This is a genomic window from Paenibacillus sp. FSL R5-0701 (assembly GCF_037973995.1).
In the GTDB taxonomy this organism is placed as follows: domain Bacteria; phylum Bacillota; class Bacilli; order Paenibacillales; family Paenibacillaceae; genus Paenibacillus.
Genome location: NZ_CP150230.1, coordinates 6,873,671 through 6,891,538 on the forward strand (window position 1 = coordinate 6,873,671; position 17,868 = coordinate 6,891,538).

The following is a 17,868-nucleotide window of genomic DNA, read 5'->3' on the forward strand; positions in this document are numbered from 1 at the left end:
TGCCCTCCTTATAAAATCCATGTCAAACCTAACTGCATTATCATTCTGTTACTACCGTGTATCAACTAGCCCAATGATTGCAATAACATTTAAATTTCAGCTGTTTATTAACATACCCATGTCCATCCTGGGGTACAATCAGCCGTAATGCTCTTAACACAATTACCATCTGTAAAGCCTTGTGCCTGAGCACCACCAGCCACTGTATCCATCTCAGTGTCTGTCAATTCAGATAGCACACTTCCTACTGGATTATATGTAGCTGCATTAGTATTTTCCATTTGATTTTTCAATTTCATAGTTTTCACCTCCTTTCATAACTCATCCTGCTCAGCAGGGTATTCATTGTTCAATATGATAATAGTGTTCCAATTGGTTCTTAAGTACCAATTACTTATATGGGCAATATTACCATATGTATTTATGGAAGTAAATAGATTTAATAGATATATTTAAAAATATTTAGATATAATAAGTTTATTTGGAGATTCATATACATTTATATCGAAATTTAGTAGTTATACATTTCAAATTTTTTAACCTCATGAAGCTAATTAAAGGACTGATCCTAAAGAAACTAAAATCAATCACATAAAATTCTTTGAATACGAGATTGCTCAGAATGAGCAAAGGATTTAGCGAAGTAGAGCAACTTTCTGTAAACCTCTATGTGAAATCTGTATCGACCAAGGGAATAGCGTATACGGACGAATTCAAACAAATCTTTATTGCATCGAATCAACAAGGACAGCTGCCCAGAGAAACTTTTGAGTCTTGTGGATTCGATGTTCAGATCATCGACATGACCCGGATTAACGCCGCAGCCGACCAACGGAGAGCAAGTTACCAGGAACAAGGAGAACAGGAACTCACTACACTCATCCAGATTTTCAGAAGACAGTGAAACGTATGGGGCTTGGTCAATCGATGTCCAGACGAGGGAACTGCTGGGATACCGCACCGCAGGAGTCGTTCTTTGATCATTTTAAGGATGAAATCTCGTTAAAGAACTGCGCCAAACGGGATGAAGCCAAACAAGAAGTTAAAGCCTATATGTCTACTACAACCACTGGACTAAAGATCCCTAGTGTTGGCTTGTTGGCCTCAGCCTACCTTTTGCCGGATGCTAACTACGGCGAGTGTTTCATTCACATGAGAGAAAAACCACCGGATCAAAGATCGGCGGTTTTTCGTGTCTACTGCACGTTTCAATTCAAAATGTGGTAATCCATTTTTTAACTATTGAACCTGCCACAATGCAGGGACATTGGATGGTTCCCACCCAGACAAGGATGTGTGGGACTGCAAACATTTATACGTCTTACCGCTATAGGTGACCAGCTGTCCTACAGTATAGGCTGTATTCGCCTGCCAGGCGGAAACGCCCGGATTTGTCGTTCCTGCTGTTGTTTTCACGGTCACCGCATTGCTCGCAGCAGAACCATTCCCCGCCGCATCCTTTGCTTTTACCGTAAATGTATACGAGGTATCCGCTGCAAGCCCACTGATCGTTGCTGTCGTTCCCGTCACGGATGTCGCCAGAGCCGCTCCGTTGTACACATCATAACTCGTTACACCCACGTTATCCGTAGATGCCGCCCAGCTCAGCGTTATGCTGGATATTGTTTGCGCGGTTGATGCCAGATTCGTCGGTGCAGTTGGTGCTTGCGTATCACCTCCCGGTTGAGTCGTAGTGCTCACGTTTACAACATTACTGGCTGCAGACAGATTGCCTGCCGCATCTTTTGCTTTGATCGTGAAAGTATAGGAAGTACCCGCGGACAGGCCGCTGATTGTTGCGGTCGTTCCGTTGACGGAGGCAGCAAGATTGGCACCATTGTAGACGTTATACCCAGTAACCCCCACATTATCCGTTGAAGCATTCCAGGCCAGCGTCACCGAATTGGCCGTCACACCTGTCGAGCGGGCATTACCGGGTACACTTGGCGCCGTCGTATCTGCTGGAGGCACTGTACCTCCAGTAGGCAGATCGGCTTTCAGTTTATTTTGGAGTGTTTTGTTCCGGTCACCGCTAAGCTCCCAGAACATCGCTCCGCCGAGTCCTTTGCTTTTGATATAAGCGGTTTTATATCCAATAGACTCCGCATCGTCATAGCTAATAAATCGCTTGTTGGTCGCATTATAGAGATATGGCACCTTGGCAATGTCATTCCAGTAACGCGTGTACCCGTTTTTGTTAATGTAGTTAGTCTCCAGATCATAAAAATCAAAGGAGCCTGCTTCCCATGTTCCAACGGAAGAACCTCCCGCGCAGGTCTGATACTGGCCATTACTCGCCTGTGCGCATCCATCCCAGCCACGTCCATAGAACGGAACACCAAGCACAAGTTTAGCGGCTGGTACGCCTGCATTCAAATGTCCTTGTGCTCCGGTAGCCACATTAAATGTATTGGCATCTGGCACCCCAGCAGCCGAAGCCGCAGGGTCATAGTTCAACGGCGCGTTATGCGCGCTGACTTTTTGCCAGGCCCCGTTAAAATCGTATGTCATAATATTAATCCAGTCGACGATGGCAGCTATATTGGCAAGCTCAGTATTCGCAGCATAGGTCGTCGATGCACCGCTTGCAATCGTAAGCAGATACTTCTTGCCGTCCACAGCTCCGGCAGCATCCAGCTTCTCACGGATTTTGCTCAGAAGCAGTGTGTAATTTTGCTTATCCTCAGGACGTTTGCTATTACCATCAAGTCCGCCTGATACCGGATACTCCCAGTCCAGATCTACTCCGTCAAAATTGTATTTCCGCAGGAAGTCGACGGCAGAGTTTGCAAATACCTCTCGCGTTGCAGCAGTCGCAGCTACATCAGAGAAGCGGTTGGACCATGTCCATCCTCCCACGGAGATGATTGTCTTCAGATTAGGATTGATCTGTTTCAGCTTGTTAAGCTGATTGATATTGCCTGCAATGGGCTGATCCCACGTATCCCCTGCAAATGTCTTTCCGGTATCGATCCATGGATCGCCAAGCACAATCGTTCCATTCGGTACATTGATTGTCTGGCTCTTCTCATTCTGACACGTCCAGGTCACCGGGTTAGGGCCCGAAGGGTCCGGATTTCCATGAACACCATTCCAGCAAATATCGGCAAACGCATAGTTGATATGCGTGACTTTGGTTGGGTCGATGTCCGTTACATTATAGTTTCTCCCATACGCAGCCCAGGACGGGTAGTAACCAACAATTTTATAAGAATCTGCAGCTGCTGCCGTAGCGGGTTGGAGCACAAAGGAAGGAATAATGACGGATAAGAGCAGGGATAGACCCAGGAGAAACTTTGCGGTTTTCTTGAAAGCAGTGTGTTTATTTAAATGTATCATCTAATACACAACCTCCTTTGTCGTTTGCGTGCTAAAACCATTCAGGAATGAACGATGTGCGCTCGAAAACTGGTTATTCGTATATGCATCCCAGTTGATTGACCAGGTCATAATCCCTTTTATCCCCGCATAGCCCGCAGGCTGGAGCAAGGTATAGGAACCGCCGTATGACACACCTTTGATTAGGTAATTCAGTGCCTTTTGCAGCTCGGCTGGCGTTGTATAACCACCTCCAGCAGCCTGCTGGGAAGCCGGTACACCGATGGCAATCTGATCCGGTCGTAAGGGACTAAAGAATGGGCCTGTGCTGCCGCCTACATGAAAGCCTTGAAGCAACATCTCCGCCATGGCCACATGGAAATCAGCTGTTCCCTGGGCGTAAGAGCGCCCATCCAGCCCCACCATGGAGCCCGTGTTATAGTGCTGCACATGAAGCAGGGTCAGGTCATTACGCAAGGCATGGATGACTGGCAAGTATGCTCCCCAAGGACCGCCGTAGCTCAGATATCCACCCTGTACATAGGCCGTCTCCGGCGCAGCCGTCAGGATGAAATTGGCGCCGAAGTGTGACTTAACCGCTTTCACACCTTGGATGAGGTTAACAATTTTCGGTGTAGTTGGACTACGGAAATCGGTATCCCCTGCATTCAGAGACAGGGAACTTCCTTCCAGATCGATATCCAGACCATTGAAACCATACGTGGAAATGATTGATTTTAACGAATCTTCGAACTGCTGTCTCTTGGTCGCATCGGTGAGCTCAATGGTACCGTTGGCTCCCCCCATGGAAAGAAGTACTTTTTTCCCCTGGCTTTGCAGATAGGCAATATCGGATTGGAATTCGGCTACCGTCGCATTGTATGGAGTAAAAGCAAGCGTTCCGCTGCCATGTGAAATCGGTTCGGCAAAGGAGACATTAATAACGTCATAGGCTGTTGATACGTTACGAAGTCTGATATTGGTTGAACCATTGTCGAAGTTATGCCAGTAGCCAATCAGCCATTTGCCGCCGGTTGGCCCCGGATTGGATGATCCATTGGAAGTTGTCACACTGAGGGAGGTACTCGCAGCGGATATATTGCCTGCGGCATCTTTGGCTTTTACCGTAAAAGCATAAGTCGTGCTGGCTGTCAGTCCCGTGACTACAGCTGTTGTAGTTGAAGTACTTGTCACAAGAACGCCGTTCCGGTACACCTCATACCCCGCTACGCCCACATTATCCGTGGATGCATTCCAGGAAAGACTCACAGAGGTGTTCGTGACGGAGGATGAAGTCAGACCCGCAGGAACAGAAGGTGGTGCCGTATCTGGCGTCGGCGTTTCCCCTCCCGAACCTTCCCCGACGTATTTCCACAACGCGGGCACAACAGAGGGCTCCCATCCGGTCAAAGCTGTGTGTGCCTGAATACACTCATAATCTTTATTTTGATATGTTACGAGGTCTCCTTTCTTGTATGCGGTGCCTGCCTGCCACTGGGCGGCGGCATCGGCTCTCGGTGCAAACCACGAAATAAGAAGAAGAAATGCCAAAGCAAATGTAATGACCGGGCGGAATCGAACAGCTTGATTCAAGCAAAATCCCTCCTGTACTAAGGATACGTTCACCTTGCAAACAAAACTTCAATTGTCCATCTGCATCTGATCTGTGATCGATTAGAGCCAGCCCCATTCAGCCATCTGATGTTGCGTGTCACTTCACTCCCTTCCCTTACCAAAATGGACCTTCCCTCTCGTGTTCTTTTTTTGCAGGCACCATCCAAATTTTACAGGGAATTTACAGATCCTCACCCTGTATTTAATCAGTAAAATGCAAAAGAGATAAGGGATAAAATAGTTCTATTGGGGGCGAAAAATGTAATATAGCGCACAAAAAAGGTTTTCTTTCAACTCCTTAGGAGATTTGAAAGAAAACCTGTGTTAGATATTGCGCAGAGAAGAGGGCATATCTTACCGCCGTTGCTCCCCTCTCCCTTCCAAAGGCTGCCACTCATCCACGCCGGACAGAATCAGAGGTATAGTGTACTCGGCCGCTTCCTGTTCGGTCAGTATTTTGGCCCAAGACACACGATCAGCAGCATATCCTGCACCAGGTCCGGCGCTGTTGTATTCCGCATACTGAACGGTCTGCTCTGCATCTGTCTTGTTCCAGTTGTGCCATCCCTCCCGCTTCACATGAGCGCCGATCCAGCAGTTCAGAAAACAGACTTTGGCATGATGACGCCACGGTCTGCCCAGATACACCGACTGCGGCGGAGCATTGCTGGTCAGATCACAGTCCAGAAACACATAGCCGTAACGCACATCCTCCGGCGTAGAGGCTGCGGTAATCCAACCGTTCACTTGTCCATCTGCAGCCTCCACTTCAGTCAGGCGATTCTTCGTAAAGATCTCGCAGCCCTTAAACACCACCGTAGCCGAACCAAAAATAAAATCGATATCACCTTCGATGTAACAGTCCTCGAAATACTGCCGCAGCTTACGCCGCTCGGCACCATCGCGTGGCCCGCCAAAATAACTGCGATCCATGGGCTGCTCCGGCAGCGGGCCGGTGAAGATCGTATCCTGGTGACCGATCAAACGACAGCGGCGAAAGACCGCCCGGTCTCCATCCACATAAACGGCCAGCGCCTGACCAACCTGCTTGCCCGGCCCGGCAGCATTTACGAAGGAAATTCCCTCTGCCGTGAAGTCATCAGCACCAATGAAAGCCGTATAGGAATGAAACGTATGATATGGCGACCCGTCCGGGAACTTCTTGAGTGCATGATCATCATACGTAATGATCGTCTGCTCCGCCCCCTCACCAATCAGGTGGATGCCCGGCTTCTCCATATGCAGCTTCTCATGATAGACACCAGCCTTCACTTGAATTGGAACGGTTCCGATGCCATTCTCCGGCAGCGCATCAACTGCAGCCTGGATCGTCACATAATCCCCTGTCCCGTCTGATGCAACAGTCAGACAGGGGGCCGATGATTCCAATGCTGTATTTGGCAATCTCTGCTGCGTCATGGCAATCGCTCCATTTCCAGCGCTGCCAGCAGAAGTGGAGCCACCCCCATAAAGGAATCGCTTACAACCGCTTCGCTTACATAGTAGTTGTACGAGCCATCCCGATCCAGGCTTAGTCCTGCGCCATGACAGATCCCGTTTAACCGAACGCCGTCAGCCGTCTCCTCCACCAATCTGGAGGACAGTCCCTGCCATCCTTTCTCCGCCGCCTCTCTGAAATGCGGCTCCAGATACCTTAGCCGCACACCCTTAGCAAGTGCATATACAAACATGCTTGATCCGGATGCTTCCAGATAGTTGCCTTTGCGGAAGCCCTGATCCAGTACCTGGAACCATAACCCGCTCTCCTGCTCCTGCACGCGCACCAAAGCATGGCACATCCGTTCGAAGATACCGATGATGGTTCCGCGCTTTGGATGATTCACAGGGAAATGCTCCACGCTGTCTACAATCGCCATGGCATACCAGCCCATCGCCCGGCTCCAGAAATGTGGGGAGCAACCTGTCGATGAATCTGCCCAGACCTGCTCCTTCGATTCATCCCAGCCATGATAGAGCAGTCCGGTCCGCGGATCACGGGTCTGGCGTTCGACCAGCAAAATCTGATGCGCCACTTCATCCCATAACTCGGGATGATGAAATGTCTTCGCATACTCGGACAGAAAGGGAGAGGACATATACAGGCCGTCCAGCCACATCTGGAATGGATAGATTTTTTTGTGCCAGAAGCCGCCTTCTGATGTTCGGGGTTGCCCTGCGAGTTGTGCTGCCAAGAGATGCGCCGCTTCTGCGTAACGCTGATCTTCAGCACCATCCAGTAATGCAAACAGGTTTTTCCCCTGATTAATCTGATCCAGATTATATTCTTCCAAAGTATAGGTGCCAATAGAGCCGTCGGGCTGGATATACAGGTCCATATGTTTTTTCATAAAATCAACATACTCTTGCTTGCCATAATACTGCCCGGTTCGTGCCATCGCCATCAAGGTCATGCCTTCCACGTATGCCCATCGTCCCGAAGGGAACGCATGATAACCGTCCCCGTCACATTGCTGGATGATCGTTGCTGCAATTCGCTCAGACCAGGATAACTGTGTCTGTACCTGCATAAGCAATTCCTCCTTGAATGTTGTACTCACCTAATACATGTATGACTAACGGATAACCGCTTCACTCTTCAAAGGTTACTGTCCTTACTGCCGGCATATTGCCGTTGAATTGCGAAGGTTCAGCTTGGGCTGAATAACTACCGGAACGTCGACCTGCTCATCACGGATTAACGAGACAATCAGCTCTGCTGCCTGCACGGCCAGTTCATCCAGAGATGGGCCAATCGTCGTCAAAGCCACTTCGGCATATTGCATATCCGGCAGATCATCATACCCGATTAACGAGATATCGCGTGGAACACTGTAACCTGCCTCAAGTAAAGCCCGGAGTGCACCTCGGGTGACCAGGTTGTTCAGTCCAATAAAAGCTGTCGGCGAATCCGCCCCAAACGCATGATTACGTATGGCAAAATACCCGTCTTCCCAGGAAGAATACGCTGGTAGCACATGGTCTTCGTTAAAAGCCAGACCCGTACGCTGTAACGCTTCCCGGTATCCCTCCAGCTTGACGTGCTGGGAGTTGCCGATGAATCCGATTCGGCGGTGGCCCAGCGATTTCAGATGCTCCACTGCTTTGAACAGCCCTTCTTTGCGATCAATCTTGATATAAGGAGAGTTCGGCGCTTCATCTGTACCCAGCACAAAACATGGCATGTTGAGTGTTGCGAACTTTTTCCAGAACATCTCCCGATTGTCCAGTGCATAGTCCCACAGAATACATCCGTCCACGCGCAGCTGGCTGAAGACATCCACGCCATCATCCGCCACAACCAGAATCATCTGATATCCCCGCTTCTTCAGCTCGGTGTGCAGACGGCCGGAGATGTTCGAGAATAACGGATTGCTCAGCTCATCCAGTACAAAACCGATGATGTTGCTTCTGCCTGTGGAGAGCTGCCGGGCCAGCATGTTTTTCCGATATTGATGTTTCTCCGCGACCGCAAGCACCTTCTGCTTTGTTGCCGGTTTGATCGCGGGATCATCATTCAGCGCCTTCGATACCGTGCTATAGCTCACCCCCGCCAGTTTGGCAATGTCTTTAATGGTTATCAAAATCAATCAACACCTCTCATACGCCTAAAACCCTATTTCTTATTTCTGTGCAGACTTATAACGATCATATTGTGCCTGTCTGCCCGCAATAACCTGCTCTATATTCATCTTCTTCAACGTCTCAATATAACTGTCAAACTGGTCCAGACCGGCGTCCCCGCTAATAAACTTGAAGTTCATCTCTTCCACATATGTGGTGATGTCAGGCATCGCCATGCTCTCCACGCTCGCTTCATCCGGCAGGGCATAGACAAACGGGAACGGTTCGCGGACATACGGCTCCAGTTCCTTATCCATCTTTGCATGCCAAGGTGCTACGACGGAATCGGCAGAATCAGTGGATTGGATGTTCGGCAGATTCACCGGGCCAATGCCGAGCTTCTGAATGTATTCATTGTCCTTGCCTTTGTCCGTGAATGTCTTCACGCCATTCTCTTCCGTATACGTGTCATCCTTAATGCCCCACGTATAATACGTCTGTGCTTCCTCACTTACGGCATAGTCCAGGAAGCGGAAAGCAAGTTCGGGATTTTTACTATCGCGTGTAATGCCAAAGATGCCACTCACTGGTGTACGTCCTACATAGAACTGATCCCCATGCGGTCCTTTCAGTGGTAAAATGCCTTTGATGATTGGCTCTTCCGGATTGTAATCCTTGAACAACGGACTGTAGACCATCGACATATACCAGCTAAAATTAAACGTTGCGCCCGTCACATCCTGAGAGATGCGCGACGTAACCTGATCACTCGTTGTACTCGCATAATCCACCCCAAGCAGACCTTCCTTGTAGAGTCCGTTCAGATAGGTCAAGTACTCCTTGTAGGCAGGCTCATAATAGCTGAAATGCACCTTGCCCTGATCGTCTGCATAAAACTGATTGGACAGATCAAGTCCAAATGCCGGGCCAAAGGCCATGGACACAAATTTTGCTTCCATGGACAGTGGAATCTCATCGGCTTTTCCGTTGCCGTTCGGGTCATCTGTCTTGAACTTGCGCAGCATCGCCGTGAATTCATCCAGCGTGGTCGGCTCGCTTAATCCCAACTTATCAAGCCAGCGCACATTGACCATAAATACCGGCATGTAGTTGCGGGTTAACGTCTGCTGCGGGATATAATACATTTTACCATCTGGCGTTGTTAAACTGGCTTTGACCGAAGGCGACTTTTCATATATTTTTTTGAGATTCACGCCGTATTTCTCTACCAGTTCATTAATCGGAATGAACAGACCGCTGTTAATGTACTTCATCAGTTGATCCTGATCCGGCAGGTACACGATATCGGGCAAGCCGGTACCAGCAGCCAGCCTCGGATTTACGGCATCCGCATAGTTCTGCGGCGGAATCAGATCCCAATCCACCGTCACACCAGCGTTGCTCTCAATTTTCTTCACGATGGCTGCGGTGGACAAGTCCACATTGGTCGTCCAAGCGTTGGTGCCGAGAATAGACAGCTTGGCATCCGGTTGATCCGTCACCGGCCCTGCTCCGGTATAATTGAAGGCTGGCTCCGAACTGGACGGGGTGCTTCCCGCATCGGTTCCCGCCCCTGTTCCGCCGCTACATCCCGCCAGGCTGATTGCCAGTATCGCTGCGATTACACTTTTTCTTCCTGCCCCTTTAAATCTCATCCATCATTCCTCCTTGGTATGAACCATTTTGAACTCCCTTGAATGACATGACACTTAAGTAAGTAAAGCTATCCTTTCACGGCTCCGAGGGTGATCCCCTTAACGAAGTACCGTTGGATAAACGGGTAGATCGTAACAATAGGCAGAATGCTGACCACAATGGATACATAACGAACCTGAAGGGAAGAGACCGCCAGCGCACCGGATGTCATCGTACCGCCCATCTTTTGCATCACTTCCGGCGAAGCCATGATCAGCACCCTTCGCAGGAACATCTGTAAGGGCTGCATATCCTGTTTGCCCAGATATAATAGGGCCGTGAAAAAGTTGTTCCAGTGGAATACCGCATAGTACAGCGTGAGCACAGCCAGTGTTGGCTTGATGATCGGAACCGCCAGACGATACAGCATCGTCATCTCGTTGGCCCCGTCTATACTGGCACTTTCGAATATTTCATTCGGAATACCTTCGAACGCTGAGCGGCAGATCATGACGTTAAACGTAATCACCAGCACAGGCAGCACCATAACCCAGCGGGTGTTGTACAGCCCAAGCGAGGTAATCAGCATGTAGACCGGAATGAGTCCACCCGAGAAATACATGGTGAAGGCGATGAAGAAATTCAGCTTGCGGCGTAAGAAAAACTGCTGTCTGGATAATGGAAACGCGGCAAGACATGTTGCCACAATGTTCAACAGTGTGCCTACCACGGTGTACCAGAGGGTGTTGTAGAACGAAACCCACAGCTCCTTGTATTGCAGTACCATTTGGTAACCTGACAGGGTAAATCCAACGGGCCACAATACAACTTTTTGTTTGTCGATGGCATCCACTGAGCTGAATGAAATACTAATGACGTACAGGAAGGGATACAACGTAATCACGACCGCCAGTATGGTCAGCAGGTAAACGCATCCGTAGAACAACCGATCACTACTCGATTTTTGCATACAGGATCTCCTTTGGGTTCGGTTATGGTGTTACCAGAGTGACATCTTGGTCAGGCGGCGGGTCATGGAATTGGCTGCAAAAACAAGGATAAAGGTGATGATGGAGTTGAACAGGCCGACCGCTGTGGCGAAGCCGTAATTCTGGCCCTCAATCCCCATCCGGTATACATAGGTGGACAAGACATCAGCTGTTTCGTAGGTGGCTCCGTTGTAGAGCAGATATACTTTCTCGAAACCTACACTCATAATGCCGCCAAGCGACAGAAGCAGAAGAATGACAATGGTTGGTTTGATACTGGGAAGGGTCAGGTGCCATAGCTCCTGGAATTTGTTGACGCCGTCAATTTTGCCGGAATCATACATCTCGGGGTCGATCCCCATAATGGCTGCAATGTAGATGATGGAACTGAAGCCAAAGCTCTGCCAGATGTCGGAACTTGTGAAGATGGTACGGAACCAGCTCGCATCCATCATGAAGTTCACTTTTTCCATGCCAAGACTCGCGATGAGGGTGTTCACAATACCGTCTGTTGGTGACAGGAAGTTAATAATCATGCCAGCTACAACAACAGTGGAGATGAAGTGAGGAAGGTACGTAACCGTCTGGGCAAATCGCTTGAATGTCCGGTTCTTGATCTCCACGATGCAAACAGCGAATAAAATCGGAATGGAGAAACCAAACAGGAGTGGCAGGAAGGCGAGCAAAAATGTGTTACGAAGCAGTCGCCAGAAGTAAATGGAATTCACAAACTGTTCGAACCAGCGCAGTCCCACCCACTCCCCGCTGAGCATGCCCTGCCCCGGCAAGAAATTACGAAATGCCAACAGCACGCCAGGCATCGGAAGGTACATGAAGATGAGGTAATACAGAAAGATAGGCGAAAACATCAGTAGCAAATATTTATCCCGTCTGATCAGGCTGAACAGCGTGGACATGCGTTTTTTCAACGTGAAACACTCCCCTTCGCTACATAATTACAACGTTTGAATTTTTAAATAAAAAGGAACTGTCATTCCACTGACGCATTTGTTATTCATCTCATTGACAATTTTGTAACAACCTATATCATTCTGCGTAATAGCGAGATAACTAATTTGAAATAGTCCTCCTCACATCGTTTTATTTCTTTTTAACGGTTGCCATAATCATAATTACAACGTTGTAATTTTAATTTAAATGTATACGCTTACATAAACTTTTTCCCATCTTAGCAAACTCTTTAATGTTTGGCAACAACTAAAATCAGTGTCATGTGATAACGTACTAAATACAGTCTCGCATACGCGAGACTGCCCGTTAAAATCTACATATGATTCCGATATTCCATCGGTGTCATCACATACACTCGCTGAAAGGCTCTGTAAAACTGACTGACGCTGGAAAATCCCAGTTCATAACTGATTGTGGTCACTGAATCCATTGTATGGCGAAGCCTCCTGGACGCTTCTTCTACGCGCAAATTCAGCAAATATTGATACGGTGTTGTTCCCGTAAGAGCCTTGAAAGAACGCATAAAATGATACCGGCTCTGATGCGCGACCATCGCCATCGAATCAATATCCATTGGACCTGTGTAGGCACTGTGAATGTAATCCAGCACTCGTTGGAGATGAGGATCAATGAATGTACCGGGATTTACAGTCTTTTTTCCATTTTCCTGCCCCGTCAACATACGTCTTAGATATGTCTCAACCGCCAGTTCTGTTTCCTGCACTTGCAGCATTTCGGGAACATCATCTAACAAAATGGAATTCCAGCCTCGAAACAGACTGCTGATCTCAGCAGGATCAAAAGTCTGGGTAGGTCGAAACTCAGCTCGCCCCCCACTTAACTCCGCACCTTCGAAACTGCCTAATGGCGGTTTACGGAACTTGATCACAATGACAGCCGAATCCGACCCTATCTCAAAATAATGCTCAGTCTGGGGATGAGCAATAATCCCTATCCCTGCTTTTAGCGGGTATGCATGCCGTTCCTGTACCAGATGACATTGACCTCTGACCGGCAGCGTTAGCTGATACCAGTCGTCATGTACATGCGGCTCATTCGCGAATCCTCCAGTAGCTTTCCATAATTCCAACCCATTTAGCGTCATGTTTAATTCCATCGTTTGCTCACCTGCTGACATTATAGCAAATCGTGCTCACTTTCCAAGCACTTTTCACAAAGACATGATCTGCCCCCATCTTTTATCATAGAAAAAAATAATTCGAGGTGATCTCCCATGGCTCAGGCCACTTTAAGCAAAATGCAAATCAACTCCTCCGCCAATTGGGCACTTGCCGGAGTCAGCTTCGCCCATCTGCTGAATGATGCGATGCAGACAGTGGTTCCGTCTGCTTTCCCACTATTCCAGCAGACCATGCAACTCAGTTTCGCCCAGATGGGCTGGATTGCCTTCACCCTGAATATTACCGCATCCGTCCTTCAGCCACTGGTCGGTTATATGTCAGACCGCAAGCCCATGCCGATCCTGCTTCCCGGAGGCATGTTATTCTCCCTGATCGGTGTTCTCGGCTTAGCCTTGTCATCCGAGTTATGGATGCTGCTTGTTTCGGCAGCATTGATTGGTATAGGCTCATCCATCCTCCATCCCGAATCCTCACGTGTGGCCCATATGGCAGCCGGACGAGGACGCGGAATGGCGCAGTCGATCTTCCAGGTGGGAGGCAACACAGGACAGGCTATTGCTCCATTACTGGTCGCCTTCATCCTGCTGCCACATGGACAGCGAAGTTTTCTATGGCTGATGGGCTTTGCCCTGATCGGCATCTTCATTCAGTCTATGGTCAGTCGTTGGTACAGAGACAAGCTTGCCGAGACTCGCATTCGTCAGCAACGCCCTCTAAAATCAAGTGGCGTAGAGCCAGCAGCTCGACCTGTGAGCAAGGGATTCATCGCTTTTACAATGGGAATTCTCATCCTGCTGCTGTTCTCCAAATTCGTATATATTGCAGGCATGACCGGGTACTACGCCTTCTATTACGCCGATGCCTATGGCTTGCCTCTCTCCCAGGCACAGATCTGTCTGTTTATTTTGCAATTTGCAGGTATGGTCGGAACCTTGCTCGGCGGCCCACTCGCTGACCGCTATGGACGCAAACCGATGATCTGGTTCTCCATTGCAGGCACTGCACCGTTTTCCCTGCTGTTACCTTATGCAGGACCCGTATTGTCCATGGTATTATGCGGAATGATTGGACTAATCCTGATGTCCGGCTTCAGCGTCATCATTGTTTATGCACAGGAATTGCTTCCTCGTCATATTGGAACGGTATCCGGATTGTTTTTTGGCTTGTCGTTTGGCATGGCTGGACTTGGCTCGGTTGTGTTAGGTTCCTTAATTGACGTGACCAGCATTTCATTTGTTATCAAGTTATGTTCGTTTTTGCCACTGCTTGGTGTGTGTGCTGTATTTCTGCGCAAGGACCAACCAAGAACAGTGTGATAACCGTTGAAACCTCACTGATTTTGTGACTACAATACACCTAGGACAATCGAGGATAACAGAAGGAAGGAATAACGCATGATTATTGATGTACAGCATGTCACTTGGAAAAGGGGACCCCTTACCCTGCTGAACGATGTGAGCTGGCAGGTTAATGACGGTGAACACTGGGCGTTGCTTGGCCTGAATGGCTCCGGCAAAACAACACTCCTGAACATGATCACCGGGTACCTCTGGCCAACCGAAGGCAAGATATCCGTGTTAGGCCATGAATATGGGGATGTGGATCTGAGACAGCTTCGCAAATCCATTGGCTGGGTCAGTTCATCTCTGCAAGAGAAATTGCATGGCACAGACCGCACGCAGTATGTCGTGATCAGCGGCAAACACGCCACCATTGGCCTGTATGACAAGCTGTCAGATGACGATCTGGGTCAGGCACAGGAATTGATGCAAATGCTGGGCTGTCAGCACCTATGGGATCGCGAATATCGTACCTGTTCTCAAGGGGAGAAACAGAAACTTCTCATTGCCCGAGCACTCATGGCCAATCCACGCGTACTTATTCTGGACGAGCCTTGCAATGGACTGGATCTGTTCTCAAGAGAACGACTGCTGGAGAGTATTCGTGAATTGTCCCAGCGACCGGATACCCCTTCGCTCATCTATGTCACCCATCATACCGAGGAAATATTGCCTGTATTCAGTCACAGCCTTTTGCTGCGTCGGGGCGAAGTCGTCCGTAGTGGATTAACCGGCGATCTGATGAATACGGAAGTGCTGAGCAACTTCTTCGAGGCATCTGTGGAAGTGGATCGACATGGAGAACGTGTCTATGTCAGAGCTGCGGCGGATTCATAATTACGGGGTTATGCACAGCAAACGTAACATAGGTGTAGAAACATAACAGTAAAAAGCCCAATATCTTATCCACATGTGGATAGATTTTGGGCCTTTTACTCCTATATCTAGTGTTATCCACCGTTTTCTGTGTAGAACTTTCTAATTTATGAGTATAACTTTACGGTTCATCTATTTATCTATACGTTTTACCACTATCCTATTTCCGGGCACCTAGAAACAGAAACAATGGAATACGCTGCCTGCGTAGATAGGTTTCCTCGTTCACAAAATAGGCACGTTGTGGTGCTGACTCGCGCAAATGTTCTACACGGAATCCTGCCCGCTGCAATGCCATAAAGTATGATTCAATGGAACGATGCATCTTTTTCACAGAACCGCCCAGCCACTGCTGCTCCCGATATCCTTCTACAAAATACTGATCAACCACCCAATCTGTTCGAGTCCCGGAGGGTTGCAGTGTGGACGTGATCACAGGATGTTCTACCGAGAATACAAATGTCCCGTTCTCTTTCAACGTATTGTATATGTTGTGGAACAGGCTCTCCACATCTTCAATATAGTGAACAGCCAGTCTCGATATAACCAGATCGTACACTCCGTCCGGATAGGTCCAGTCTTCCATGAACTCTTGCTCAATCCGCGCATTCAATCCTTTTACCGACTCGTTGGCTGCCTGAATCATATTCACGGAGCCTTCAATCCCCGTATATGTTGTACCTTCACTCTCCATACTGAGCAATTCTGCCGCGAACCTCGCATCCCCACAACCAAGGTCCAGAATATTCTTGCCAGCAACGTCTCCGATCAACTCCAGCATCACCGGCTTCTCCAATGTATCATTGGCGTTCTCCTGCCACTTGCGACGTTCCATGTACTTTTCGAAATTCGCCTCATTATCGTAAAAATCCGATCCTCTGCCCTTCATTCTGTGACCCTCCATTTCGGATAAGCATGCTTTCTATTTACAGCCTGTAAGAGTATACAGAATATGGATGTGTCTGACTATAACAAAAAAAGGCTGTTGTCTGGAGTTGTCCAGTAACAGCCTTTCTGCCTTACACTTATAACATTTACGCCGCCTAGCCAAAACGTTCTGTTTTGTACCATTTGCTTTCGCGTTTCCGAATCTTGTCCATGATCAAGGAGTAGAAAGCCTTGATCGAGACCAGGATGAACAGCTGTGCATACGTGAAATAGGATACGCAGGCATAGATGAAACTACGAGTATTGCTCTGTCCAATATCTGCGGCAAGTGCCAGATTGATCTGTAACACGTAAATAAAGTACATAAGTGCCCAACCAATGACCAGGAACACATACGCATCGCCGGCAAACTGGAACGGTGAACTTACCTCTGGTTTAAATATGGCAATGACCCGATAAACCAGATTCACGAGAAATATAATATCCGATACAATGATCGCAAGCATAAACCAGAAATAACTGACGGCATAATAGATGACAAGCAACTTATTACGCCAACTGGAACGGTTAAACAGGTTATGAATATTATCCAGTACCACCTGGTAGTTCCCCTTGGCCCAGCGTTCGCGCTGCTTCATGTATACACTAAGCTGTTCCGGCTCCTGCTGATAAGCTTCCGCTTGCGGCGCAAGCGCCACAAACTGTCCGCGATTCAAAATCTCGAATGATAGCGCCGTATCTTCTGTAATGGCTGTCACATCCCAGCCGCCAATCTCCCGGATCAAGTCGGTTTTGATAATGTAATTCGTTCCCGGGATGGAACCCAGCTGAAACAATTCCCACAGACCCGTGTGATACACACGTTGCGAAGTGATGATCTCCAGATTAATGCATTTGGAGAGGAAATTCTGTCCTCTGTTGCGTGCTTTGTTTCTGCCAAAAACCACGCCATATTGTTCAGGGTTCTCAAGCGATTTTTGGGTCAAAAACATTAATGAATTCCGTTCAGGTGCGGCATCTGCATCGAAGATACAGATCCAGTCGCCCGTGGCAATTTCCAGTCCGTCATTTAATGCCCCGGACTTGCCACCGGTTCCTTTTCGCTCCATTACCGTCACATTACGATGCATATAGCTGGTCTGACTGAGGAATGATCTCAACTTCTCTGCGGTATCATCTGTACAGTTATCCGCGATCACAATGACCTGAACTTTATCCTCCGGATAATTCAGGCGCAGGATGTGCTCTACCGTCGCAACAATGACCAGACCCTCGTTATGCGCAGGTACCATGACCGTGACTGTTGGATAATGATCCATATCTTCAGGGATCTGAATCCCTTTTTTGTCCTGTTTATTAATAAAACGAATCGCACCTGCCATAATAACAATCGACTCGAATACGGCAATCCAGATACTAAATATGGATAATATTAATATAAAATCAGCCACTTACTTTCCTCCGATCATACTTGCGAATAACTTTCGACCGAAAGCGAAGGGTTGCAATTGTTAACCAAATCGTGAATACCGC

The 17,868-nt window shown here is 48.3% G+C and carries 15 protein-coding genes and 1 pseudogene; 4 read left to right on the plus strand and 12 right to left on the minus strand.

What is annotated here, in order from left to right:
* Positions 1 to 107: 107 nt before the first annotated feature.
* A complete protein-coding gene (locus MKZ13_RS30185; RefSeq protein ID WP_221820006.1) occupies positions 108 to 299 on the minus strand; it encodes a hypothetical protein in 192 nt (63 codons plus the stop codon).
* Positions 300 to 622: 323 nt separating this feature from the next.
* On the opposite strand from MKZ13_RS30185, the gene MKZ13_RS30190 reads away from it, so the two are divergent.
* On the plus strand, positions 623 to 904 hold the full coding sequence (locus MKZ13_RS30190) for an HTH domain-containing protein (protein ID WP_221820007.1): 282 nt from the start codon (positions 623 to 625) through the stop codon (positions 902 to 904).
* Positions 865 to 999 (plus strand): annotated as a pseudogene (locus tag MKZ13_RS30195) (IS3 family transposase); the annotation flags it as partial. The gene MKZ13_RS30190 and the pseudogene MKZ13_RS30195, both read left to right, overlap by 40 nt.
* 240 nt (positions 1,000 to 1,239) lie before the next feature.
* Here the strand turns inward: MKZ13_RS30195 and MKZ13_RS30200 are convergent.
* The 9 genes from MKZ13_RS30200 to MKZ13_RS30240 all read right to left on the minus strand — a co-directional run bounded on the left by MKZ13_RS30200 (position 1,240) and on the right by MKZ13_RS30240 (position 13,227).
* Complete coding sequence (locus MKZ13_RS30200; protein WP_047840901.1) at positions 1,240 to 3,339, minus strand: glycosyl hydrolase family 18 protein; 2,100 nt, start codon at positions 3,337 to 3,339, stop codon at positions 1,240 to 1,242.
* On the minus strand, positions 3,340 to 4,851 hold the full coding sequence (locus tag MKZ13_RS30205) for a glycosyl hydrolase family 18 protein (protein WP_339185476.1): 1,512 nt from the start codon (positions 4,849 to 4,851) through the stop codon (positions 3,340 to 3,342). It abuts the gene before it with no gap.
* A 435-nt stretch (positions 4,852 to 5,286) separates the two neighbouring features.
* Entirely contained in the window at positions 5,287 to 6,351 is a 1,065-nt protein-coding gene (locus MKZ13_RS30210; RefSeq protein WP_339180558.1) for a pectinesterase family protein, read from the minus strand.
* Positions 6,348 to 7,460, minus strand: coding sequence for a glycoside hydrolase family 88 protein (locus tag MKZ13_RS30215; RefSeq protein WP_339180561.1), 1,113 nt, complete (start codon positions 7,458 to 7,460; stop codon positions 6,348 to 6,350). Before MKZ13_RS30215 ends, MKZ13_RS30210 begins: the two co-directional genes overlap by 4 nt.
* A gap of 84 nt (positions 7,461 to 7,544) precedes the next feature.
* Positions 7,545 to 8,513 carry a LacI family DNA-binding transcriptional regulator gene (locus MKZ13_RS30220; protein WP_339180564.1) on the minus strand — a complete coding sequence of 323 codons (969 nt, stop codon included), beginning with the start codon at positions 8,511 to 8,513 and terminating at the stop codon, positions 7,545 to 7,547.
* Positions 8,514 to 8,552: 39 nt separating this feature from the next.
* On the minus strand, positions 8,553 to 10,148 hold the full coding sequence (locus tag MKZ13_RS30225; RefSeq protein ID WP_339180566.1) for an extracellular solute-binding protein: 1,596 nt from the start codon (positions 10,146 to 10,148) through the stop codon (positions 8,553 to 8,555).
* A 68-nt stretch (positions 10,149 to 10,216) separates the two neighbouring features.
* Complete coding sequence (locus MKZ13_RS30230) at positions 10,217 to 11,098, minus strand: carbohydrate ABC transporter permease (protein WP_339180568.1); 882 nt, start codon at positions 11,096 to 11,098, stop codon at positions 10,217 to 10,219.
* 30 nt (positions 11,099 to 11,128) lie between these two features.
* Complete coding sequence (locus MKZ13_RS30235) at positions 11,129 to 12,034, minus strand: ABC transporter permease subunit (RefSeq protein ID WP_047841090.1); 906 nt, start codon at positions 12,032 to 12,034, stop codon at positions 11,129 to 11,131.
* Between the two features lie 368 nt (positions 12,035 to 12,402).
* Entirely contained in the window at positions 12,403 to 13,227 is an 825-nt protein-coding gene (locus tag MKZ13_RS30240) for a helix-turn-helix domain-containing protein (protein WP_339180570.1), read from the minus strand.
* A 96-nt stretch (positions 13,228 to 13,323) separates the two neighbouring features.
* On the opposite strand from MKZ13_RS30240, the gene MKZ13_RS30245 reads away from it, so the two are divergent.
* Together MKZ13_RS30245 and MKZ13_RS30250 are read left to right on the plus strand one after the other, a co-directional pair.
* A complete protein-coding gene (locus tag MKZ13_RS30245; protein WP_339180573.1) occupies positions 13,324 to 14,547 on the plus strand; it encodes an MFS transporter in 1,224 nt (407 codons plus the stop codon).
* Positions 14,548 to 14,625: 78 nt separating this feature from the next.
* On the plus strand, positions 14,626 to 15,408 hold the full coding sequence (locus MKZ13_RS30250; RefSeq protein ID WP_339180575.1) for an ABC transporter ATP-binding protein: 783 nt from the start codon (positions 14,626 to 14,628) through the stop codon (positions 15,406 to 15,408).
* Positions 15,409 to 15,607: 199 nt separating this feature from the next.
* On the opposite strand, the gene MKZ13_RS30255 is transcribed toward MKZ13_RS30250, so the two are convergent.
* Positions 15,608 to 16,336 carry a class I SAM-dependent methyltransferase gene (locus MKZ13_RS30255; RefSeq protein ID WP_339180577.1) on the minus strand — a complete coding sequence of 243 codons (729 nt, stop codon included), beginning with the start codon at positions 16,334 to 16,336 and terminating at the stop codon, positions 15,608 to 15,610.
* A gap of 154 nt (positions 16,337 to 16,490) precedes the next feature.
* Positions 16,491 to 17,786 (minus strand): glycosyltransferase, encoded by a 1,296-nt coding sequence (locus tag MKZ13_RS30260; protein WP_339180580.1) that lies wholly within the window; start codon positions 17,784 to 17,786, stop codon positions 16,491 to 16,493.
* Positions 17,787 to 17,868 lie beyond the last annotated feature (82 nt).